The sequence below is a fragment of the Pigmentiphaga aceris genome, assembly GCF_008119665.1.
In the GTDB taxonomy this organism is placed as follows: domain Bacteria; phylum Pseudomonadota; class Gammaproteobacteria; order Burkholderiales; family Burkholderiaceae_B; genus Pigmentiphaga; species Pigmentiphaga aceris.
This window is the reverse complement of sequence record NZ_CP043046.1, coordinates 2,523,810-2,539,869: the sequence shown is the minus strand read 5'-3', so window position 1 is coordinate 2,539,869 and position 16,060 is coordinate 2,523,810. Positions and strand designations below refer to the sequence as shown.

The following is a 16,060-nucleotide window of genomic DNA, read 5'->3' as shown; positions in this document are numbered from 1 at the left end:
CGATGGATGAATGGCTGTCATGGGATCAACGACGCAAGGCATTGGCGGCCTGCACAAACTTGTTGTCGTAGCCTTCTGTGGTGCTGGCACCCTTGGGCAACACTTCCTGTTCAAGCAAGGTGTCGGCAGTCTGCTTCCACTGCTCGGCCGAGATCGCGCCAATACCGTGCTGCTTGGTGTAGTCGCTGAAGAAGGTGTGCTTGATGTCGGCGTCCAGCTGTTTGCTCAGCACGTCTTCCTTGCCCTTGAATTCGGGGTTCAGCTTGACGATGATGTCGACCGCTTCCTTGGGGTTCTCGATCACGTCTTTGAAGGCCTTCATGTAGGCAGTCGTGAAGCGCTGCACCAGACCGGGGTTGTCGGCAATGAGTTTTTCCGACGTGAACATGCCCGACCCATAAGCCTTGTAGCCAAAGTCCGAGCCTTGCAGGATCGACAGCGATCCTGGGCCACCGGTCTTGCTTTCGAGTTCCGGCACTTCGGCATCGATGTAGCCCGGTACGGCATCGACACGGCCCATGACCAGATAGCTTTCATATGGGGGTGCCACCGTGCTTTGCTTCATGTCGGCCAGGCGCATGCCGTTGGCGGCCAGGAAGGCTTTCAGAAAGATATAGGTTGAGCCTGACGGGTGGACACCGAAGTTGAAATCTTTCAGGTCGGCAGGTTTGGTGATCGGCTTACGCGCCTTGACCGATATCACCGCGAGCGGGCTGTGCTGGTTCACGGCCACCAGGGCCACTGCCGGCACTTTCTGCGCACGTGCTACCTGCAAGGTGGGCAAGTCGGCAAAGCCGAACTGCGCGCTGCCGGTTGCCACCAGCCGCAAAGCGTCCGTGGAACCGGTGCCCTTGCGAATGGCGCTTACGTCGATGTCGGCGTCCTTGAAATACCCTTTGTCCTTGGCGACGAAGAACATGGCGTGATTGGCGCGCACGATCCAGTCGAGCTGCACGGTTACGGCGTCGGCAGCCTGCGCAAACGGCGCGGCAACCAACATGCTCAATGCCAACACACCGACTGTGAGCCGGGGGAACCGCCTGGGCTTTTGCGTCACGTTCTGCATCACATCACCTCGTGGGGAAGGACTTCAAGGACTTGGGGTCGTGGCTACCCGGTGGGCGTGCCACGGTGGGGGTTGCGCTGCTTGCCGAAGGGGAACGGAAGGCAGCGGGTTGGTGTCGATAATTGGCTTGCTGGTGCTTCAGTGCCCTGCCCGTTACGGGCCGCGTTCAGGGGCCGCGCTCAAGGTCCATTCGGACGGGGAATCCAGTCGATGTAATGGCGCTCGGCCAGTTCAACCAGGTAGTAGAAAATCAGGCCCAGCACCGACACCTGAATCAGGGCGGCGAATACCAGCGAGGTCTGCATCTGCGTGGACGCGAACTGGATCATGTAGCCCAGGCCGGCGGATGCGCCGGCGAACTCACCGACGATTGCACCGATGACGCCCAAGGTGACGGCGACCTTCAGCCCCGCCATCAGGTAAGGCAAGGAATGCGGAATCTGCACGCGCCGCAAAATTTCGCTGCGCGAGGCACCGACAGATCGCAGCAGTGCCACCAGATTGGGGTCAACTGACTGCAAGCCCACCAGCATGTTCAATGCAACCGGGAAAAACGCCATCACCACGATCAGCGTGACCTTGGGAGCCAGGTCGTAGCCGAACCACAGGATGAAAAGCGGTGCCAAGGCGATTTTCGGCACCGTCTGGAACAGCACCACCAGCGGGTACAGGGCTTGGCCGAAACGGTCGAAACGCGCGATCACCAAGGCCACCAGCGCGCCGACAATTGCCGACATGAAAAAGCCGTATGCCACTTCTTCGGCCGTGACCAGCGTTGCCGCAAACAGTTGGGCCTGGTGGGTGAACAGCACCTCGAATACTGCGGAGGGTGCCGGCATCACGAATTCAGGCAAGTCGAAGGCGCGCACCAGCACTTCACAGATCAGCAACATGCCGATTGCCAGCAGAATCGCTGGGATGATGCCTGCGAAGCGCGAGCGCGGATGCTTCATCAGACGCCGCTTGGCGGGTGCCGGCGCGCTGGCCTGGGTAGCTTGCGTGGTCATGCCGACCTCCCGGCGCGATGGCCTTCTTTCAAGATGCGGCGCAGATGTGCGGTGGTCTGGCCGAATGCGGGAATGGCGTAGGTGTCCTCGTTGCGCGGATAGTCCAGCGTGATCGGCATGTTCTCGATCACACGCGCAGGGTTGGTGCCCATCACCACCACGTTGCGCGACAGGAAAACGGCTTCGTCGATGGTGTGGGTGACGAACACAATCGTCTTGCGGGTGCGTTCCCAGATTTCCAGCAGGAAGTCGCACATTTCCTCGCGAGTAATGGCGTCGAGCGCTCCGAAGGGTTCGTCCATCATCAAGACTTCCGGATCGAGTGCCAGCGCACGCGCAATCGATACGCGCTGGCGCATGCCACCAGACAATTGCGCCGGGCGCTTGTCCTCGGCCTGCTCAAGTCCCACCAGGCGCAACATCTCGCGCGCCCGGTCGCGGATTTCGGCACGCGGACGGCGCTTGTCGGTGACTTCCATCAGCATCTCGACGTTTTCCAACGCGGTCTTCCACGGCAGCAGCGTGGCTTCCTGGAAGATGATGCCGATGCGCCGCTGACGCACGGCTTCCATCGGTGTCATGCCCCCCACGCTGACCTCTCCTTCAGTGGGGGCCAACAGGCCCGCGAGCAGCTTCAGCAAAGTGCTTTTGCCGCAGCCCGATGGCCCCAGCAAGGACACAAAACCGCCCTTGGGCACTTGCAGATCCACGTCGTGCAGCACCCGATGAATGCGGCCTGCCACATGGAAGTCCATCGAGACGCCGCGCGCCCAGATGTGCGGGGCATCGGGACAGGATGCGGGGGCGGCAGCGCGGGCCGCGCTGCTGGTGGCACCCGTTGGCACCGCCGCACGGGCGCTGGTCATTGCCGGGCTAAGAATCGTGGACACGTGCATCTCCGGTCGGGGGGGCGCGGGGGATCGAACGAGCGTGAGGTCAGCCAGCGGCGACTGCTTTCTGGAAGGCAGGGCGAGCGTTCAGCTTTGCCAGCCAGGCGGCGATCGCCGGGAAGGCCGGCATGCCGAATGGGAAGGCCACGCAGCGGCGCACAATCGGGCCTAGCGCCACATCGGCCAGCGAGAATTCCTGCCCGGCCACATACGGATGCGCAGCCAGATTGGCCTCCAGCAGCTTCAGTTCCGCAGTCAGGTTGGACACGGTGTCGGGGGCGCGCTCAGCCTCGGCTTTCTTGGCGTCTTTGAAGCCGCCCAGGTAGGCGGGATTCAGTGCGGCCAAGGTCCAGTCCATCCAGCGTTCCACTTGGGTGCGGGCGGCCGGGTCGGTGGGGTACAGCGGGCTGCTGGTCTTGGTCGCCAGGTAACGCAAGATGGTGTTCGATTCCCAGATGCTGAGTTCACCATCAACCAGCGTAGGTACTTTTTTCGTCGGATTCATCGCCAGGTATTCGGGCGTGCCGGTGTTTTCGAACAAGCGGCCGTAGTCCTGACGTTCGTAGGGCACGGACAGTTCTTCAAGCAGGAACAGCACTTTCTGGACGTTGCCGGACGTTGCCCGGCCAAGCAGTTGCAACATGAGGGTCTCCTGGGTGTTCTGTAGGTTCAAGGTGTTGGGTTCAACTTCGATGCGATCAGGGCATCGGCATGAATCCATGCTGCCTTCACAGCGGCTTGTACGCCGTGCATTCGATCTCGATCCGGGTGGTGATCGCGGCGCGGGCTTCCACGGTGGTGCGCGCCAGTCGGCCTTCCGGGAAATACTCTTTGAAGACGCCGTTGTAGCGGCCGAAGTCACGGCCATCTTCCAGGTAGGTGGTGACCTTGACCACGTCATCCAGCGTGCAACCCGCCTGGGCCAATACACGCTTCATGGCTTCGATGGTGCCGCGTGTTTCTTCCTCGATGGTGCCGCCGATCATGACGCCGTTTTCATCCTTGGCGACCTGACCTGAGACGAAAACAAAGTCACCGGCGCGCACGGCGGGATGGAACGGCAGGTTGGGATTTTTCTTGCCGTAAACCTGGATCAGCGGGTTGCTCACTGTCTTCTCCACATGATTGCGAAATGGGGGTGTGCAAAAAAATTCAGAACAAAATTCAGGACGGGAAACACTCAATGATGTCGACGCCACGCTGGCGGTCCAGCAGGTAGACCAGGCCACGGTCGTCCATGGTCACGTCGTTGGACGACGGCCGTTCACAGCCAGCCGGGGTATCGGGCTCGAAAAAGCCCACTTCTTTTGGTGCGAACGGATCGGCGATATCGATCAGGCGCAGGCCTTGCGCGAACCACGCAAACGGCAAGATCGAACCCGTGAAGCGTTCGGACGGCTGATGACAGCCCATCATGGCGGGTTGCGGCGCGCCGTCCGGGTCCAACCCGGCCACCTGGAAGGTGGATATCGGCATCGGCTGCTGTTCGTCGGTGATGTCGTAGAACCAGGTGAAGGACGGCGGCGACGGCCGCAGTTTGGCCACGTCTTCATCGGCCACCACCATGATCTTGCGACCCTTGAGCAAGCCCGGCACTGGCATGGCCGTGTGCGTGGGGTGCGGATGCGCGGGGCTGCTGTTCACGCCAGAGATCAGCTTGGGGCGGCTCATGTCTTCTATATCCAGAATGAACATGCCGTGATGCCAGTAGGACACGTACAGGCGGTTGCCTTCGCGCAAGGGGTGGTGGCAGCGTGGTCGCACGAAGTCGTCCCACAGGTATTCCTCGCCACCGGCCACGTGCTGCCCCGGTATCCACCAGCGCCCCACCTCTTCGGGCTTGGCCGGGTTCAACAGGTCGAGAATCATCACGATGTTGCCGACGTAACCCGGAGCCGTGGGCGAGATGTAGGCATAACGACCATCGAAGTCGTAGCGATGCACCCCCCCGCCCTCGCCGCCTGTTTTCCAGTGCGTAATAAGCTTGGGTTTGGCCGGGTTGGACACGTCATAGATGCCCAGCCCGCCGCCGAATTCCGGCGCGCCTTCCCGGAATTTTTCGTAATTGACGACCATGATCCCGTCCTTCACCCGCACCTTGTGCGAGTGCCAGCCCATGGGTACGGCCAGCGTGGCCAGCAGCTTCGGGTTGGCAGGGTCAGCCACGTCGTAGATGGACGTGCCTTCCGGCGGACGCATGTGCGACACATACATCGTGGTGCCATCCACCCACACCTGACCGCCGCCATCGCAGTCGACATGGTTGATACGGCGGGTGTTCCAGGCGCGTGACACGATGCGCTCCCGTCAGATCAGGCTGATGATGTCGCCGCCTTCCGTGCGGCCCCATCGTTTCAGCAGGCCGAAGGCTTTCAAGGCCGGCTCATCACTGGCAATGAACACGATCAAGGGGTCGGTTGCGCTGTCGTTGACGTATTCGGCCCAGACACCGCCCGGCACGGCCACTGTGTCGAACTGATCGAGTGCAAAACGCTGACCGTCGATGATGGCGTGGCCCTTGCCTTCAAAGGGGGACACCAGCAGGCTGGCCGTCTGCTTGACCGGCAGCGTGCGTTCGCCGGGGCGCAGCATCTGCATGAAGAAGGTCATGGTGGAATACACCGGCCCGCCCTTCAAGGGGTCCACGTATTCGATCAACAGACCTTCGTGCGGGTTCTCGCACCACTCACGATGCTTTTCCAGCATCTCGCGCATGGGCTCGTAGCGATACACGAACATCGGCGAAGACGCGTCCACACCGCGATGGTGATCCACAAAGCGCGGCATCAGACCGCCCGAGCCATATACCTTGGCCGAGTATTCCGACGGATAACGCGCGCTCTGCTTTTTGCGCTTCTCACCCTTTTCGGCGTAGTCGTGATCGAACTCCAACGCGTTCAGCGTTTCCACCAGCGGGTAGTCCAGCACCGACAGGTTGATCGCCGGTTCGTCGCCGGTATTGCCGTGGTTGTGCCAGGTGTCGCGCGGGGTCAGCACCATGTCGCCGGGGCCGAAAGTGATGTCTTCGCCCTCCACGCCGGTGAAGTTCTGCTTGCCGGTCAGGCCGAAGCGAATGGCGCTGGCCGTGTGCTTGTGCGGCGGCATGACTTCGTTGGGATCGTTCAGGCGGTAGGCCGTATACATGGTAGACACCGTGGCGCGCTTGGGAGCCAGGCCGGGATTGACCAAGACCAGCGAACGGCGGTCGGTGTCTTCGGCGGTGATCAATCGTGCAGAGGTGTGCAGCAGGCCTTCAAGCTGGTCTTTGTAGCCCCAGCGATAGGGCACGGCTTTGACCCCGTCCATCAACTGCTTGATCTCGTCGTGCTCGACATCCGAGCGCTTGGCCCAGAACGGGAACATGTTCCCCTTGTGGATGGCGTCGTACATGGCCTTCAATTCGGCCTCGCGAGAGGCTTGGTCCACAGGGGCTGCGCTGGTCGTGCTCATCTGACGATCTCCAGGAGTTGACTCGACTCGGACGTTGGGGGGCGACCGCGGCGCTGCTTGTTTGACAGCGCCGATGTGTCATTCAACCGTCATCGACCAACCATGTCAACCAAATACTTGGTTGATTTTGGTTGAACATGGATAATGGATCGCAGGCGACGCCAACATGGTGCGCGGTAGAATGGCCGGCACCATGTTGGATCAAGAAAATTGCCGTGGTGCACCATGAACGAACTGGGTTCGAAAACCAGTCAACCGCAAGGAATAACGATGAACGTCAGCATCCAACCAGACTCAACCAACATCTCAACCATCACTGATATTCATCAGCTGGTTGATGCATTGCGCAATTTGTTGGTCGAAAGCGGCAACCTGCCGTCGGAGCGTTTGTTGGCAGAGCGCCTGAGTGTCAAACGTCACCAATTGCGGCGGGCGCTGGAGATATTGCGGACCGAGGGGCAGCTTGAGCCTGCCCAGCCGCGCCGTGGCGAACCTGGCGCAGCACGGGGCGAGGCCTTGATTCGCAGCACCAATCCCATTGAAGTGATTGAGCTGCGACTGGCGTTGGAACCGGCTTTGGCACGCTTGGCCGCCTTGCGCGCCACGCCGCTGGATATCGTGCGCATTCAGCGAGCGGCCACGACCGCAGCAGGTGCCGAACGGGGCGCGGCCGATCTGTCGTTTCACAAAGCGGTGGCGATGGCGACCGGCAATACGCTTGCGGCCGATTTCTATGCCTTGTTGCGACGCGTGGGATCGGACGCGCGCCTGCATGTGAAGCGGCGTGAACCGGAATGCCCGAACCGCGTGATGCAACGTGACCGTGAACACCGAGCCATTGCCGATGCGATTGCGGCGCGTGACCCGGATGGCGCAGATTCCGCGATGCGCCAGCATCTGATTTCGGTGCAGTCGCAGATTCTGGGGCGCATGGCGCCGAGCATGTCGGCGTGAGGCCGAGGTCAGTTACGGGGCAATGACCCCGCGTCGACCCGCAAGGCATCGATCGTCACGCGCAGCCTGGCACTCATTGCCCGAGAGGCAGGCCAGATTGCGTGAATGGGCAGTTTGTCGGCAGCCTGCTGGGGCAGCGCGGCCACCAGTTCCCCATTGGCCAATTCCGTCGCCACCAACCACGTGGGCAATTGCGCAAACCCATGACCGGCACGCATAGCGGCCAGTACCGATTCCAGGTCACCCAGACGCAGCCTGGGCGTGACGGGCAATTCCTTTGTTACGGTGTCGAACCGCCAGGGTTCGATACGCCCGTCACGCAGCATGCCGATGCAATCGTGGTCGGCAAGCGCATCGCGCGTTAACGGCAAGCCACGGCGGGCGACATAGGACGCCGCTGCACACACCACCAGGCCCTGCGCACCGATGCGTCGTGCGGCCAAGCTGGGGCTGTCCTCAAGGGCACCGATTCGCACTGCCAGGTCAATCCCCTCTTCGGCAAAGTCCACCGGGCGATTGGAAAAGACGGCTTCGAGTTCCAGGGCAGGATGGACTTGCATCAGCTTCAGCAATATCGGCATTACTTGATACCGGCCGAACAATACCGGCAGTGCGATGCGCAGCCGCCCGGCTGGCATGTGTCTGCGTGCCGACAAGGCGGCCTCGGCGTGTTCGAGTTCGTCGAGCGCCAACACACAGCTGCGATGAAAGGCCAGGCCCTCGTCGGTCAGCGACAGGCTGCGCGTGGTGCGGTGAAACAAGCGCACATCCAGGCGTTGTTCCAGCCGGGAAATTGCCTTGCCGATGCTGGATGGCGACTGCCCCAGTTGTCGCGCTGCCTCGCTGAAGCTGCCCGCCTGCGCGGCCTGCACAAAAGCGCGCACACCGTTGAAGCGTTCGATCGACATCACCACTGGGCGTACCTCTGCATGAATCGGGACAGGAAGTCACCAGTGTAGAAAATTGCGGGTAATCTGCGCCGCACATGCCGCTGCACGACAGGTGCACTCCAAATCACAGGTACTCCCATGACACTTCACTTTCCCGCGCAGGTCTACACCGCCTACACCGAAGACGAGGTGCTGACGGTTGCCCTCGCCGACAGCACCGATCCCGATCCAGCGTGTTATCTGATCCTGCAGCGATCTCAGGAAGACGACGAACAGGACGCCGAACTCGGCATGGACACCTACCATGCAACGCTGGGTGGACAAGCGCTGGGTGGACAGGCGCTGGCCGGTTACGGCGGCATTGATGCCGTGCAGATCGCGCCAGACCGCCTGACATTCCATTTTTCGACCACGACGCCGTGGTGCCAGGAAGTCGGCATCCTGATCATCGACTTGCACCCTGGCCTGGGTGCGATCACAGACATGGCGCAGGCATTGCAGGCCGTGTTTGCCGACCGGCCGACCGTGCTGTCCCACGGCTGAGGCAACTTGCTGCTCGCCAGGAACAATCAAACACTTGAGACTAAAACGCTCAAGTGTTTCGACAAAGCGCCACAACTGCCGCCCATTTCTCACAGATAGACTCCAGCCGACCAGGGGACGCATCCCGGCGTTCTCGTCCTGGAGTTTCGTGTTGTCTCTGCCCACCCCTCCGATTTCCCGCAACCGCTGGCTGGCACTGACCGGCGTGGCCATCGCAAGCTTTCTTGGCTGCATCGATTTCACCATCGTCAACACCGCAATTCCCGACATCCAGCAATCGCTCGGTGCCGATATCGACCGCTCGCAGTGGATCGTGAGCAGCTTCGTGATGGCCTTGTCGGCCTGCATGGTGGCGGCTGGGCGTCTGGCCGATCTGCACGGACGACGCCGGATCATGCTGATCGGCATGGCCGTGTTCGGACTGGCCTCGTTGGGAGCAGGCCTGGCAAACGGCATGGCCACCTTGATCGCCTGGCGCGTGGTGCAAGGCATGGCCTGCGCGACGCTGTACACGGCATCGACCGCCATCGTGGCGCATGCTTTTTCAGAAACGGAACGTGGTCGCGCCATCGGCCTGCTGTTCAGCGCCAACGGCCTTGGCCTGGCAATCGGCCCGGTGATTGGTGGACTGTTGGTAGCGGCGGCGGGCTGGCGCTGGGTGTTCCTGGTCAATGTGCCCCTGATCCTGGTGGGCATGGCCCTGTGCCTGCGTCACGTGGAAGAATCGCGCGGTGCCGACGAACATGAAACCTTGGACGTAGCCGGACTGGTGCTGCTGGCCGTGGCCTTGACCGCATTGCTGCTGGCCATCGCCGAGGGCGGCAAGTGGGGCTGGACCTCGATAGCCACGCTGACCTCGGCAGCGGTCGCCCTGCTCGCGCTGCTGGCGCTGTCGCGCGTGGAAAGCCGCATGGCCTATCCGCTGATCCGCATCGACCTGTTCGCCAACCGGCGCTTCCTGCTCGCCAGCCTGGCCACCGCCACCCTCGCCTGCTTCTACTGCGCGGCCTTCTTCCTGATGCCGCTGTACCTGGGCCAGATCCGGCATCAGGACGCCGCCGCCATTGGTTTGCTGCTGCTGCCGACGACTGCCGTGATGGCCTTGGTGTCACCCCAGATCGGCAAGCTGGTGGATCAGATTGGCACGACCTGGGCGCTGGCAGCGGGCTTTGTGTGCCTGACGATATCGGCGTTGCTGCAGGCCGGCTTTGGCCCCGACACCGCTTGGTGGCAGGTGCTGGCGGCATTCGCAGCCATGGGGATTGGCTGGGGCGCGATCCTCGGCCCCTCGACTGTCGCGGCGCTGGCGTCGGTGCCAACCAGGCTTGGCGGCGTGGCCATGGGTGCCTCATGGACCTTGCACAACCTGGGCGGTGCCATTGGACTGGCGCTGGCAACAGTCATTCACCAGACGGTGTCAGGTGCTACCCGAGCCGCGCCAGACGTGCGTTTCCTGGCTGGCTACGGTGCGTCGATGTGGCTGCTGGCCGGATTGTCGGCGGGCGTTGCGGTGCTGCTGGTGCTCGGCAGATCGCGGTCATAAACCTGAGCGCATTACCTAACCAGCCCAGCACCGCTGGCATGCATGGATTAAGCTGCGAGTCCTTCCGCAACCACATTGCAGCAACCCGATGATCGATTCACTGATCGGCCCGGCCGGCCATATCCAGCTACTGATCGAGCAGCCCGCCGGTACCCCGGTGGGCATCGCAATGATCAGCCACCCACAGCCCTTGCTGGGCGGCAACCCCCGGCATATCGTCCCGCATTCGATTGCCAAGCGCCTGGTCGCAGAAGGCTGGATCGCTGTGCGGCCGAGCTTTCGCGGCGTGGGCGAATCGGCTGGCAGCTACGACGAAGGCATCGGCGAAACCGAGGATGCGGTCCTCATCGCGGAACATCTGCGCGTGCAGTATCCCGACTTGCCCCTTGCGCTGGTTGGCTTTTCATTCGGTGCGCATGTCTATGCTCGGGTGGCTTGCGCACTGGAAGCAAATGCGCCTGCGGACGCCATCGTATTGATGGGCATGCCGGTTGGCTTAACCCCAGGCGGCCGTGAGTACGAAGCCTTCCCCATTCCTGCCCGCAGCCTGCTGCTGCACGGCCAGGACGACGCGATGGCACCGCTGTCGCAGGTGCTGGATTGGGCGCGTGCCAGCCACCACCCCGTGGTGGTGGTTCCGGGCGTGGATCATTTCTTCAAGGGGGTTCTGCCCAGCGTTGTTGACCACGTGGTCAGGCATTTGCGCGCGGTGAGCGCGCAATAGCGTGCCCATACCGATGGGAGCCCCCCATCAAGCCGAAAACTCATATCGGATGATCTCTGCGCCGGCACTCACTGCATTCAGCTTGCCGCGCGCCCTGTGGCGCGGCAAAGGTGCCATGCCGCAATTGGTGCAAGGGTAGAGCTTGTCGGCGTCCATCAACTGCAGCGCTTTGCGCAGGGTGTTGGCGACTTCCTCGAGCGTCTCGATGGTGTTGGTGGCCACGTCGATGGCCACCAATACCTCCTTCTTGCCACGACTGAGTTCGATCAAATCGATCGGCACATGCAAGTTCGGCATTCCAGCGAAACGATGTCGATGCTGGACTTCTGCAGCTTGGGGAAGGACTCCTCATACTGGCACCTCTCGGACCCAGCATCTTCTTCCAGTCGGTATTGGCCTTGATGCACTAGTCGTAGCCGATATGCACAGCGGTTTCTCAATTGAGCCCCTTGATTGCGCGTTCCAGCGTGGCAATGCCCCACTCGTTCACCTAGTTGAAGAACGCATTGAACGCAGGTTCGTCGAATTGGATGATATCGACACCGGCAGCCTCCAATTCCTTGGCTTCCTGATTTCAGGATCTTGACGAATTCCCAGGCCAGTTTTTCGCGGCTCTTGTAGTGAGCGTCGTAAAGCGTATCGATCATCGTCATGAGGCCCCGCACGGCCTACTTGATGGACTGCGTGGTTTACTGACGCAGGAACTTGGCATCGTCGAAAAACACCGACCACGGTCAGCACGCTTGCTTCGTAACGACCACGAATGCGGACGGTTTCACGCTTTTCGAAATCCACGCAGTCGAGATGCTCGATGAAGGTGGACGAAGTGTTGACGCGTCTGCCCGCCATCACTGACAGTATCTATACTTGCCTGTTGCTGTTTCAGCAGCGCCAGACGCAGTGCATCTTGTTTGCCGCCAAGCAATTCCTCGCTTTCCAACTTCCAGGACGACGAAAGCTTTTCAGGTTGGGCGAGCCCGGAAGGTTTGGACAAACTACCGGGCAGTGGATGTGGGCAACAATTTTTCATGATGAATACGAATAATTTTTTGCTGATCAGAGCGCGTAGTCGGCAAACCACTTTTCAAGCATGTTTTGGTAGAGCTTGATGAACCGCTCTTCGGTGAACTTGCCCTGCATGACCGCCAACTCTCTGCTTTCTTCCCGGTCGTAGACAATCTGAGTCAGGGAATAATCCTGATTCATCAAACTCGGCTGATAGAACTTCCCCGCCGCGGAATTGGCGGTGTAGATCACAGGCCGATAAATTTTTCTGGAAGGTCTCCATCGTGCCGATGAGTTCCAGATTGGTATAGTCGCAAGCAGGTCGCACACTTAATAGAAAGCCAAGGGCGCAACCGGTGCCTGACGCAGACCAGCCAATACCTGCTGGCAGTCGCGAACCAAGTGCTGCCGCAACTGGACCTGGCGGAAGAACGCCTAGACCAGTTCGCGCAAGGTGAGTGAGGCGCGTTGCGTATTGGCGCATGGAGTACAACCCCTGCTGCCAGTGGCTGCTTAAGATGGTATAGCCGTATCTGGCCACTTGGCCCGATGTGGATGTAGGCATGAAGCAGAAGTTTCAGTTCGGCGGGATCGGTGCGCTTTTCGGCTACGAGATCGACCTGCTGGTCACGCCCGATCCGCTGCTCAAGCAGGAACTGACGTTCAAACACGTGCTTGACTACAAACAGGTACTGGTCGTGGCAAAGAGCCTTGTCCTAGCTTCGGTAGTCTATGTGAAATCCCTGCAGATCACCCAGGAAGTGCTCACAGCTACCCGGCAGACATCGAGCGTGGACATCACAACTAGTTCTTGCTGCCCACCGGGGTCACGCCCAGGCGTCACAAGGCGATCGAAACCACCGACATCGTTGCATGATGGTGGCCAGCGGCAGCGGGGTGGCCACACTGGCTGGTCGAGAATACGCCGCCAAGATCGACGTGGTGCGGTGCGCCAAGCGCGCGCGGCATCGCCAAGCAGATCTTCTGTGGGCCTGCGAGGCCGACACCGCCAGACTACGTGCGGGCCTTAATAAAACTGGCGAGCCAATTCAATATTACACAGGGGACTGACTGACGAATATTACAGTCGAATGCAAGTGCTGCCGCTTTGATAAACACGACATGCCGTCGACGGAAACCTTGCGAGCATCAAGGCAGCACGTATCCCCAAGATCCAACCGCCGTCCCGCCCCTACCTATTGAGCTGATCGGGTGAGCGTGTCGCGTAGTGGGGAAATTTATGCTACTTAACGCCCTTCTTTTTGATAAGTTTCCGCTGGGCTTTATGCTATTCGGTTAGCCTTGCAATCGGCTGATATCCAGGCTAGTCATCAGTCACGCCTTTTTAACCTTGATCTCGTCGCTAGATCAAGCTAGAGAATGATTGCGCCGACATCAGCGCGATCTGAGATAAAAAAAGCTATGGCACCATACAAAATTATTAGATGTACACAACCACGCGAGCCCATGTCGGAAGATATTCCACATCAATAAACCCTATCAAGATACCACTTACACACCAAGAAGAAATCCGTCCATCGTTAAAACATGCTTTATCGCAGTAGCATGAGGAAGAGCGGAAGATTTATTCAACTCATCCATAAGAAATTCGCGCCACTCACCATCTGGCTCCTGCTCCGCCAAGTCTTTAATAGACTCAAGCGTGGAAACATAACCAGAAATAGCCACTTTGCGAATTTGATCAAGACATCCCCTAAGCCCGAAAACCTTAATCGTTAAATCAGCCCGCTTATGATTTTCGTTGCCAATCCCATCTCGAGGAACAACCGCACCGTTTGGCAAAAACAATAAAAATTCTTCAGGGTCATCATCATCTGGCTTGATTAACATACCAAAATCATAATTCCCAAAATCATCCTTAAATTTCCCACAACTCTCTTTTTTGCTGCAAGACCCAAATAAATTAGCCCACTCGAACTCCCCTTGCTTATAACGACTTCGCTGCCTGAAATGTTCGATATGCCCTTTAGCCGTCTCCAGGCGACACTCACAATAAGCACACCTATTTAACTGCATTTCGTGCAATCTAGTCCAGATTTCGGACTTTTCGTCCAAGCTAGGCACACCGCCACCCCACTTGTGCACTCCGCTTCGATATTTAGCCAGCCCCACGGGTGGTATTAAACTCCTAGACAAAAAGTGCACTTTAACTTTTCCCCTCTCTTTTTTTAGAGATTTTTATTTTAAAATCTTGCAACCGAATCATTCGCTCGCACTCAAGAATTACGGGATGCCCCTCTCCAAAATGATTATCTAACTTATTCCGCAATTCCACCCCTTTTTTTGAAAGCCACAGCCCTTGCTGGACCAAAGCCTGGTACTCATCAAGCCACGTAGCCTCCTTCACATCGGGCACCGGGCGCACGCCCATTATCTGCGACAGCAACTCAGAACTAGCCACCCCTTTTGTCTGATATTCAACCTCTCTCAACCCGGTTTCGCGCTCACCAGAATCAGGACTTGAAAAACTCTCAATAACCCTAATGCATTCTCTATCCACACTGGTGAGAACTTGCGGACTATGAGTAGTAACAATAAACTGAACACAAGGGAAACACTCTTGCATTCTTATAAGAACAGTTTGCTGTAAACCAGGATGCAAATGAAGATCAATTTCGTCAACAAGGACAATCCCATCTATTTTATCGAGCGCATTTTTTCCATAATGAGGATTTAACAAGAGGCAACGCACCGCCAGCTCAGAGACCATAAGAACCAAGCTCTGCAAACCAGCCCCCAGCTGAGAAAAAGATAGATAAACACCCCCTCTATGATAATACAACGCGAGATCTTTCCCCCAGACGGAATGCCAACCAGTCACATGCAGCACCGCCCCAGAAACAACGCTCATATAATCATAGACACTAGAATTAACATCCTTTTTCTCAAGCATTATTTCAATAAAATAATTAACATCAAATAGACGGGAATTATTATTAAGCGCTCCATCATACCCCGAGAGCCGACTGGAACCAACAGGCAGTTTTCTTGAACCACGCCTCCGCACCCATAACCTGTTGACATCAAAAAAACAAATGACCGGTAAATTCACAACATCCAAATTTCCCAAACGGACATCTGGATCAATTAACTTACCAAGCTCATGTAGATCTAGATCGAACTTTTTCAATAGTGCATCACCGCCGAGCTCCATATCAACCCACGAGGTCCGACCACCCTTAAAGACGCACCCAAAACCTCCGATCCAGTTAGGAAAATCCTCATCACCCCACCCATCAATAGAATTTCCCTCCATTGATCCATACACATAGCAGTGCTTACTACTCTTCCCATAAACATCAGACTTAACAAGCTTCGGTCTTCTCACATATTTAGCCTCTGGGGAAAAATATCTGATATATGACCAAATCAAGAGCCGAAAGGCATCAATCAATGAACTTTTCCCAGCTCCATTCTCACCAACAATAACTGTAAGACGCGAATCCAAATGCATATCAAAGAACTTGAACCCACGATAATTACGAAGGCAAATGTTAGATATCTTTACCGACACCACTTCCCCTTTCAAAGAAACCAATAAATACGCATCATAGCCTTAGTGGAATTTCTTTTTTTATCTAAAAATGACTGTTTATCCACTTAAAGAATCGTGCCTCCATCCGCAGCTTCAACAGGATCCACCCGTAGTAAGCTACGCCACACTAAACCACAAATTCAGACAAAAAAAACAGCCTAAACTTGCGTTTGGCTGTCGGAATGCGGTTTACGCCATCCAGGTGGCTTGGGCTGCTACCTCAACAACAACTCGCCCTGCCCTTCGCCCCATACCGAGCGTTCAGACGTTCCACAAAGAACTCCTCATAACTCATCGGTGCGATGTCAGGGTGCGTGGCCTTCATATGCGCCACGTAGGTGGGATAGTCAGGCACGCCGACCATCAGGCGCAGCGTCTGGCTCAAATACCTGCCAGCCTTGCTGATTTCTTCAAGCATGCGTGCCTCCTTTC

Annotated in this window: 15 protein-coding genes and 3 pseudogenes; 5 read left to right on the top strand and 13 right to left on the bottom strand. The window is 58.1% G+C overall.

Features of this window, described 5'->3' with window-relative positions; genetic code table 11:
- Positions 1-25: 25 nt before the first annotated feature.
- The 7 genes from FXN63_RS10970 to FXN63_RS10940 form a co-directional block, all read right to left on the bottom strand.
- Positions 26-1,000, bottom strand: coding sequence for an ABC transporter substrate-binding protein (locus FXN63_RS10970; RefSeq protein WP_246165102.1), 975 nt, complete (start codon positions 998-1,000; stop codon positions 26-28).
- Positions 1,001-1,245: 245 nt separating this feature from the next.
- Positions 1,246-2,073, bottom strand: a complete 828-nt coding sequence (locus FXN63_RS10965; RefSeq protein ID WP_148814756.1) for an ABC transporter permease — start codon at positions 2,071-2,073, stop codon at positions 1,246-1,248.
- Positions 2,070-2,963 carry an ABC transporter ATP-binding protein gene (locus FXN63_RS10960; protein ID WP_246165101.1) on the bottom strand — a complete coding sequence of 298 codons (894 nt, stop codon included), beginning with the start codon at positions 2,961-2,963 and terminating at the stop codon, positions 2,070-2,072. Before FXN63_RS10960 ends, FXN63_RS10965 begins: the two co-directional genes overlap by 4 nt.
- 46 nt (positions 2,964-3,009) lie before the next feature.
- Positions 3,010-3,606, bottom strand: coding sequence for a glutathione S-transferase family protein (locus tag FXN63_RS10955; protein WP_148814754.1), 597 nt, complete (start codon positions 3,604-3,606; stop codon positions 3,010-3,012).
- Positions 3,607-3,691: 85 nt separating this feature from the next.
- Positions 3,692-4,072, bottom strand: a complete 381-nt coding sequence (locus tag FXN63_RS10950; protein ID WP_148814752.1) for a RidA family protein — start codon at positions 4,070-4,072, stop codon at positions 3,692-3,694.
- 55 nt (positions 4,073-4,127) lie between these two features.
- A complete protein-coding gene (locus FXN63_RS10945; protein ID WP_187395171.1) occupies positions 4,128-5,258 on the bottom strand; it encodes an LVIVD repeat-containing protein in 1,131 nt (376 codons plus the stop codon).
- Positions 5,259-5,270: 12 nt separating this feature from the next.
- Complete coding sequence (locus tag FXN63_RS10940; RefSeq protein WP_148814750.1) at positions 5,271-6,413, bottom strand: cupin domain-containing protein; 1,143 nt, start codon at positions 6,411-6,413, stop codon at positions 5,271-5,273.
- A gap of 270 nt (positions 6,414-6,683) precedes the next feature.
- Between FXN63_RS10940 and FXN63_RS10935 the strand changes: the two genes are divergently transcribed.
- Positions 6,684-7,367, top strand: coding sequence for a FadR/GntR family transcriptional regulator (locus tag FXN63_RS10935; RefSeq protein ID WP_148814748.1), 684 nt, complete (start codon positions 6,684-6,686; stop codon positions 7,365-7,367).
- An 8-nt stretch (positions 7,368-7,375) separates the two neighbouring features.
- Here FXN63_RS10935 and FXN63_RS10930 read toward each other — a convergent pair whose 3' ends face one another.
- Positions 7,376-8,275: a LysR family transcriptional regulator gene (locus tag FXN63_RS10930; protein ID WP_222864033.1), complete on the bottom strand. Its 900-nt coding sequence runs from the start codon at positions 8,273-8,275 to the stop codon at positions 7,376-7,378.
- 120 nt (positions 8,276-8,395) lie between these two features.
- Here FXN63_RS10930 and FXN63_RS10925 point away from each other — a divergent pair, with 120 nt between their 5' ends.
- The 3 genes from FXN63_RS10925 to FXN63_RS10915 all read left to right on the top strand — a co-directional run bounded on the left by FXN63_RS10925 (position 8,396) and on the right by FXN63_RS10915 (position 11,067).
- Entirely contained in the window at positions 8,396-8,800 is a 405-nt protein-coding gene (locus FXN63_RS10925; RefSeq protein WP_148814744.1) for an Imm10 family immunity protein, read from the top strand.
- A 151-nt stretch (positions 8,801-8,951) separates the two neighbouring features.
- On the top strand, positions 8,952-10,343 hold the full coding sequence (locus FXN63_RS10920) for an MFS transporter (protein ID WP_222864032.1): 1,392 nt from the start codon (positions 8,952-8,954) through the stop codon (positions 10,341-10,343).
- Positions 10,344-10,431: 88 nt separating this feature from the next.
- Complete coding sequence (locus FXN63_RS10915) at positions 10,432-11,067, top strand: alpha/beta hydrolase (protein ID WP_148814742.1); 636 nt, start codon at positions 10,432-10,434, stop codon at positions 11,065-11,067.
- Positions 11,068-11,094: 27 nt separating this feature from the next.
- Here the strand turns inward: FXN63_RS10915 and FXN63_RS10910 are convergent.
- Positions 11,095-12,104: pseudogene (locus FXN63_RS10910) on the bottom strand (methionine synthase).
- Positions 12,105-12,123: 19 nt separating this feature from the next.
- Positions 12,124-12,385: pseudogene (locus FXN63_RS10905) on the bottom strand (putative oxygenase MesX); the annotation flags it as partial.
- A gap of 29 nt (positions 12,386-12,414) precedes the next feature.
- Here FXN63_RS10905 and FXN63_RS27050 point away from each other — a divergent pair.
- A pseudogene (locus tag FXN63_RS27050) lies at positions 12,415-13,147 on the top strand (LysR substrate-binding domain-containing protein); the annotation flags it as partial.
- A gap of 437 nt (positions 13,148-13,584) precedes the next feature.
- On the opposite strand, the gene ptuB reads toward FXN63_RS27050, so the two are convergent.
- The 3 genes from ptuB to FXN63_RS10885 form a co-directional block, all read right to left on the bottom strand.
- On the bottom strand, positions 13,585-14,238 hold the full coding sequence (gene ptuB / locus FXN63_RS10895) for a retron Ec78 anti-phage system effector HNH endonuclease PtuB (protein WP_342791254.1): 654 nt from the start codon (positions 14,236-14,238) through the stop codon (positions 13,585-13,587).
- A gap of 1 nt (position 14,239) precedes the next feature.
- On the bottom strand, positions 14,240-15,607 hold the full coding sequence (locus FXN63_RS10890; protein WP_281290874.1) for an AAA family ATPase: 1,368 nt from the start codon (positions 15,605-15,607) through the stop codon (positions 14,240-14,242).
- 241 nt (positions 15,608-15,848) lie between these two features.
- Positions 15,849-16,046 (bottom strand): YbdD/YjiX family protein, encoded by a 198-nt coding sequence (locus tag FXN63_RS10885; RefSeq protein WP_148814737.1) that lies wholly within the window; start codon positions 16,044-16,046, stop codon positions 15,849-15,851.
- Positions 16,047-16,060 lie beyond the last annotated feature (14 nt).